This is a genomic window from Lactobacillus sp. UBA5813 (genome assembly GCF_002417895.1).
Taxonomy (GTDB): domain Bacteria; phylum Bacillota; class Bacilli; order Lactobacillales; family Lactobacillaceae; genus Lactobacillus; species Lactobacillus amylolyticus.
Window position 1 is genome coordinate 1 of record NZ_DICZ01000013.1, and the last position, 6509, is coordinate 6509.

8 protein-coding genes, 1 tRNA gene and 1 pseudogene are annotated in these 6509 nt (G+C 37.3%); all 10 read right to left on the reverse strand.

Annotated features, from left to right (window positions below; genetic code table 11):
• Positions 1–92 precede the first annotated feature (92 nt).
• Positions 93–272 (reverse strand): annotated as a pseudogene (locus B2008_RS02350) (SLAP domain-containing protein); the annotation flags it as partial.
• Positions 273–665: 393 nt separating this feature from the next.
• A tRNA-Gln gene (locus B2008_RS02355) sits at positions 666–737 on the reverse strand.
• A 111-nt stretch (positions 738–848) separates the two neighbouring features.
• Positions 849–1538 carry a glycerophosphodiester phosphodiesterase family protein gene (locus B2008_RS02360; RefSeq protein ID WP_281829291.1) on the reverse strand — a complete coding sequence of 230 codons (690 nt, stop codon included), beginning with the start codon at positions 1536–1538 and terminating at the stop codon, positions 849–851.
• A 4-nt stretch (positions 1539–1542) separates the two neighbouring features.
• Positions 1543–2202 carry a putative quinol monooxygenase gene (locus tag B2008_RS02365; protein ID WP_281829293.1) on the reverse strand — a complete coding sequence of 220 codons (660 nt, stop codon included), beginning with the start codon at positions 2200–2202 and terminating at the stop codon, positions 1543–1545.
• Between the two features lie 86 nt (positions 2203–2288).
• Positions 2289–2486: a hypothetical protein gene (locus B2008_RS02370; RefSeq protein WP_345739792.1), complete on the reverse strand. Its 198-nt coding sequence runs from the start codon at positions 2484–2486 to the stop codon at positions 2289–2291.
• Between the two features lie 188 nt (positions 2487–2674).
• Positions 2675–3250, reverse strand: coding sequence for a histidine phosphatase family protein (locus B2008_RS02375; RefSeq protein WP_281829294.1), 576 nt, complete (start codon positions 3248–3250; stop codon positions 2675–2677).
• Positions 3251–3317: 67 nt separating this feature from the next.
• Positions 3318–4178 (reverse strand): SEC10/PgrA surface exclusion domain-containing protein, encoded by an 861-nt coding sequence (locus B2008_RS02380; RefSeq protein ID WP_414671992.1) that lies wholly within the window; start codon positions 4176–4178, stop codon positions 3318–3320.
• Positions 4179–4332: 154 nt separating this feature from the next.
• The gene (locus B2008_RS02385) at positions 4333–4977 is read right to left on the reverse strand and encodes a nitroreductase family protein (RefSeq protein WP_281829297.1); all 645 of its coding nucleotides are present in this window, start codon (positions 4975–4977) and stop codon (positions 4333–4335) included.
• Positions 4978–5100: 123 nt separating this feature from the next.
• Positions 5101–5715, reverse strand: a complete 615-nt coding sequence (locus tag B2008_RS02390) for an SLAP domain-containing protein (protein ID WP_281829298.1) — start codon at positions 5713–5715, stop codon at positions 5101–5103.
• A 529-nt stretch (positions 5716–6244) separates the two neighbouring features.
• On the reverse strand, positions 6245–6499 hold the full coding sequence (locus B2008_RS02395; protein WP_281829299.1) for a DUF1828 domain-containing protein: 255 nt from the start codon (positions 6497–6499) through the stop codon (positions 6245–6247).
• Between the last annotated feature and the right edge of the window lie 10 nt (positions 6500–6509).

Below are 6509 nucleotides of genomic sequence, written 5' to 3' on the forward strand. Positions count from 1 at the left end.
TCTTAACTTAATGACATTGCTACCCAACTCTCTCTTTTCTTAAATATTCAGTTGTTATTCAGTTGTTTTAGATCATCAAATTAAACTTCGATTTAGAAGTTAGCTTGTTTGATGTATCTCTTGTTGGTTGCGCTGCAGCCACTGATTCTGTAGTACTTCTTACCATTCTTGAATGTGTAAGCTGCACCATAAGTAGTTACAGTTTGACCCTTATAAACTTTACCTGTACCTGGGGTACGACGGTATGATGACCAGTAAATGTAGGCATTGTAAGTGTTGCCTAAGAATTTACCATTGTAGATAAATATCTTATCGTTCAAGGAAAAAAGAATTTGCACCACAGCGGCGCATACTTTCCCTTACAACACATATTATATCTTGCATCACATTTTTATTCCATAAATCGGCTTTCATTACTCTTATCTGTGATGCACATCTACTATAACCAATAAACTTTACGAAGCAATTAACAAAGTATTACAGAAATTGCATAAAAGCATAGTATTTTTCTAAAGATAAGACACAATTATAGTCAAATAGATTAATATACAGCACCATTTTGCATCCCTACAATTGTGAAATACTAATCAAAAGCCACAAAATTTAAGCACAAAAAAAGCTTTAACATCGATATTTCCACGTATCGACGTCAAAGCTTAACCCTATTGGGTTAGCTGGATTCGAACCAGCGCATGATGGTACCAAAAACCATTGCCTTACCACTTGGCTATAACCCAATCTTCAAACCTTTTACTTGAATTGGTTCTATTTGGATGATCACTCAATCACCCAACAGATATAAGTATAGGTAAAACGGGGTAATGAGTCAAGGAAAAATTTAAAAAATATTATTTTTGTACTTCATCACGAATCCGCATGATCTTCTTGTAATCATTGGTAAATAAACCGGCTACGCCTAACTTGCAGTAGTGTTTGGCAAGCCAAGAATTATCTACTGTCCAGATTCGTTCAGTCACCGGCTGGGAACTGCGCAAATAATGCTCTGGATGAATCCCAGCAAAATGATTCTTCTTTGCGATCTCAGCTGGGTGCTTCAATCCTTTAACCAAATAGCAATATTCTTCATCAGCATCTAGTTTCTGTGCAATCTTCAAAGTCTCATAATTAAATGAAGAAAAAATAATTGGATGCACAAAATGATACTTCTTAGCTAAATCCAGTACCGTCTTTTCAATGCCCTGATCATGAACCTTATTGGTTTTAAATTCCAAATTGATATAAAGGTCCTTATCTTGCAAAACATCAAATAGCTCACTCAACTTGGGAACTGGTTCGCCATTAGCCAAATGAAACTTTCTGATTTCAGCTAAAGTGTAATCTTTGATATAGCCCTTGCCATCAGTTGTTCGATCAATCTTTTCATCATGCATGACAACAGGAACGCCATCTTTAGTCAAATGTACGTCGAATTCAACGCCCTCACCGCCATGACTGACAACATAACGAAAACCTTCCAAAGAATTTTCCGCAAATTTAACCGGATAACCACGGTGGGCAAAAATAATCGTCTTTTTCATTTTGTTAGTCCATTACGATTGGTCCTTGAACAGCCATGACGTCACGAGTTAATTCATGAATTTGCTTGTCCTTGACAATGTCTTCGCTACCCTTGATATAGTCAACGAACCACTTGCTCTTAACGTGCTTGTCATAAGCTTCGTCATTTGCATAAACTTCGAAGAACAACCATTCATTTTCGTTTTCTTTGTTTGAACCAGCCATCAAAATTTCAACGCCTGGTTCTTGGGCAATTGCACAACGCATTTCTTTCTTCACAGTTGCTGCGAATTCATCATGTTTGCCGTCAGCAATTTCAACCTTGACAACACGGATGACGAACTTGTCTGCGTAAGCATCAAGTGCTTCCTTAGGCTTAGTGGTGATCCATTCGCCGTTTAAATCATAAACCTTCTTGCTGGTTGCCATGTTGCTAATGGTCTTGTCGTAGTGGTCGAAATAGTTAGCCATGCTGTGAATTTCATAAGCCTTTGGGTTTCTGTAAAGTTCAACAATGTAGTTGTCTTCGCCTTCAGCGTCTTCATGACCGCTAGCTAAGAGCAAAGTGCCTTCTTCAGCTGGAATTGAGTTTTCAAGTTCTGCTTCTTGCTCTTTTCTAAAGCCGGCCCGGTCTTCTTTTTTGATTTTTACTTCACTGATTTTAAAAATAGGTTTGTTGTTCATTTTTACGCCTTCTAATAAATAAATTAATCTCCGAGTTCTATTCTAATGTTCTTTAGCAAAAATGGAGAAAAATTTTTCACTACTGTTTATTGTTTAACTGTCACTCTTCTTATTGCGTCAAAATCTGATTTATTTTTCATTAGGACATTTCTTAAGTCTAATTCATTTTGAATTTTGAAAAAGTAATCATCAGAAATTCCGAAATATCTGCCTAATCTAATCGATGTATCAGCAGTAATTTTTCTACGATCATGCAAAATATCCTGAATTCTAGAAACTGGCACATTTATTATCCCCCCCTAATGACAATCAACTATTTCAACATTGTAGAAATCACCGTTACTGTAATTAAAGCAAATTCAATATTGTTTTTGACCTAATTTGGTTAAAGCTGAATCACAACTACCTTGCATGCAGTGACGTGCTTCAAAATAAGTTTGTCCAGGTTAAACTAAATAAATCGTAACTGCCATTATTCAATCTTCTCTGCAGGCCAAACATAATAATCAAAATGCGGCTGGTCGTTTTCAAACGTCAATTTAACAATGCTGGCATTAGCGAACCAGTTAAATTCTTGCCGGTTGGTAAAAGTGCGCACGTATTGTGCCAAAATATCCCCGTGCCCAGTAACTAAGGCTGTTTGACCATCCTTCATTTGACTAAGGATTGTTTTGACAGCGCGTTTCATGCGCAGCAAAACATGTTCATCAGTTTCCATGGTCGGATCAATATTTTTATTGTTATAGTTCCAAGGAAGCAGGAACTCATCGCGCCCTTCAAAAATTCCGTAGCCTTTTTCGCGCAAATCTTTCAAACGCGTGTAGTCCATTTGGTGGTCCATAATAATTTCCAGCGTATCACTGGCTCTTTCTTGTGTCGACGAAAAAGCTATATCGAACTTGATGCCTTTTTCTTTAAAATAATCCCGCGCTGCTTCAACTTGGCGAATTCCCTTGCCATTAAGGGGTGAATCGCAGCGGCCTTGTACTTTATGATAATAATTGAAATATGTCTGCCCGTGGCGAACTAAATAAACTGTCTTTGTCATCTTTTCCTCCATGATGCAGCTATTATAACAAAAAAAGCACGCTGAAGTCAGCGTACTAAATAAGCTATTAATTTACTTTGAAATTAAGGTTGTATTTTGGATCATTAACGGCAAAATGCGGCACGCCAATAAAGTGCAAACTGTAAACTTTGCCGACCTTGGAAATGCTAAAGCCGTAGTAATCATAGTCGCCATCATGAGGTGAGCCCTGCGTATTAAAGAGGTCACCAGCGTGTTCCCATTCGCGGTAGTAGGACTTTTTGCTAATAGCTTCTTCATTTGGACCAGTATAACCGAAGATCATTTGCTTTAAGGCAAAATAAATATTTTTCTTCATCGTGGTCATCGTAATTTTAGTCCGTGGTTCGTAGTAGCCTGCCATATCTTCAACGTAGTTATCATCAAAGTTTAAGCCATTTTTCTTGCAGGCACGGACGATTCCGGCAACATAGTGGTTGCCATTGTTAATGCCGCGCTTATTGGCAGCGTATTCTTTAGCAATGTCTTTAGCTAGTTTTTGCGCGCCGGAGCTGTAAACCCATTTAGGCAGGCCAAGCTGGGTGCGTGCTTGATTGATTAAGCGCAAAGAAAAACTTGTCAGCTCTTGCAACTGCGCCTTTGTCAACTTATTAGGATTAATCTTGGTCCGATTATCCTTTGCACTTTCACTAGCGTTAGTGCGGCTAAAAGTATTTTCTTTCATGCCCTTCATTGAGGCTTTGATAAATTTAGCACTAGGCTTGCCTTGATATGCTTTAAGCAGTGCTGATTTAGTATAACGAGCCGGCAGTTTGATTTTGGCTTTGGCATATTTGGTCTTAGCCTGAACCGTTGGTACTGGCAGGAGGCTATCTTTAACGCTGACCCCGCCGCAAAAGAGCAAACTAGCTAAACTAATTACGGTTAAAAATTTTTTCATCTTCACCATTTTTCCTATTTATCAGAATATAAATCGTATTTTAACACGGAAGGCTCCTGTTTCACTATACATCCGCTAGTTTTATTGGAAAAGAAAAAAGCCTAGGTTAAACCTAGACTTAATTGAGCAAAATTTGTTTATTCTTCTGATAGGGTTAGAGTTTCTACTCAAAATCAACTAAATCATCAAGTGGATATCTCGTCGTCGTAATCTCGGCATCAGCCTTTGGATCATGCTTGCCAATTGCAATTGCCATCACCGGCACATATTGCTTCGGATCAAGTCCCATTACAATAGCAGCCTTCCCTGCATCATAGCCAGCCATTGCATTAGTTTCGTAGCCATGTTCGCGGGCAACCAGCATAAATTGCATTGCCGCAAGCGAAGAATCGACCATTGAATCAGCAACCAGCATTTCTTTAGGTGCTTTTTCATAAAGCGGCATAAAAGTATTCAAGGCCGCCTCCATTGCTTCTTTAGTTACTTTCTTTGCTTCATACATGCTGTGCCACAACTGACTGTACTTCTTAAAGGCAAGCGTATTGCCAAAGAATAAAACGACGGCAGAACTATTGTCAATTTGCGGGAAATTGAACTTCATAAAATATTGATGCAGTTTTTTTCTGCCTTCGTCAGTATCGACAACAATGAATTTCCAAGCTTGCAGATTGCAGGCAGATGGTGCAGTAATCGTTTCTTGCAGCATTTCTTTGATTTCAGCGCGACTAATTTTTACAGTCGGATCAAATCTGCGAACAGAATGTCTTTCCGTCAGAATTTGGTGAAAATCGTTATTAACTATAGCCATAATTATTCTCCTATTGTCAAAATTGTTATCGCTTACATAGTTAATAATATCATGTTTAGATTCCATTGCATTAAAAAAAGTCTAGGCAAAACCTAGACTTAAAATTATTCTTCTGTTTAAAAATTAATACCAGCCATTAGCTTCCCAAAAAGCTTTAGCTGCAGTCCATGAACCATAACGGCTTTGAACATAATTATCAGCGGCCTTTTCTTGGTTAGCGGCAGAATAGTCACCATTTAAGTATGCAGATGAGAGTTGATATTTACCAATGTAAGAACCGTTTTGAGCGGTGTATGAACCACCAGATTCTTGGTTAGCGATCCAAGCCTTAGCTTCTGCTTCTGAACCAGAAACAGTTGAAGTATTTTGACTTGAAGCAGTGTAGTTTTGCGTTGGTGCTTGAGAAGAAGCGGTATTTTCAGTTTGAACTGGTTCTTCCTTAACTACCTTAACCCATTGGTTCTTGCCCAAGTCGTACCACTTGTCGCCTTTTTTGTCATAAGCAGTTTTAATAACTTTCCAAGAAGTACCAGCATCCAAAACTTGCTTTCTAGCCTTCTTGCCCTTCTTGTATGAGTTGTAAACTTTAGTGTCCTTGTGAACTGTGTATACTGAAGCATCGTTTTCAACGATTGCAGCTTGTGCTTCATTATTTTTAGTGTTGCCGATGGCAGCAATGCCGGCGATTGATAAAGCGGCAACAGCAATTGATTTTGTAAAGATAGATTTAAGTTTCAAAAAAATGTCTCCTTAGTAATAAGTATTTTCTTTTTTCATTCTGTCTAACATCTGACAGTCCTTATCATACTGGTTGAAAGTTTCAAAACTATAACAGAACCATCACTCCCAGATTAAGAAATTATTACTCAAAATAATACATTCGTAATATTTGTAACAATAAATGTAGCAAAGCACTTTTTAAAAAGAATATGATAGTATCAAGACTTGTAAATTATTTTGCATAATAAAAGTACATGTGTTTGCTAGTAGCAAGTTGATCTTCTTTTGCAAAATATTGCAATACTCTTGAAAAAAATGTTCTTTGCTAAATAGTTGTCATATAATAAGTGTGAGATTCTGAATAAAGTGAGGTAAGAATAATGACTAAGTACGTTGTTAAGTTAAGCGAAGAAGACTTACAAATTATCAAGGATTGTCACTCAAAGAACCCTTCAATCATGAAGGCAATGAATGACGCTAAAAAAGTTGAAGACTAATTAAGTTAATTAGTTACCTAAAAAAGAGCTAGGCAAGATGCCTAGCTCTTTTAGTTTGTACTTAAAAGCGTAATTCCTAAAATCATTTGTCCAAAATCTCGAATTTTCGGACCTAATTCCGTAAGAGAAATATCAGTCATTTCCAAGATATTCCGTTTAAATTTGACCTGATATTTAGCACTTATTTTAGCAATAATATCTTGAGGATCATTATTAAAAGAAGTATTCTCTTGAATATTTTGGTACGTCTCTCCTAAATCAATCAGAGTGAAAGAATTTGAATCTTCGTCAAGATGACCTTCCACCCATCAATAG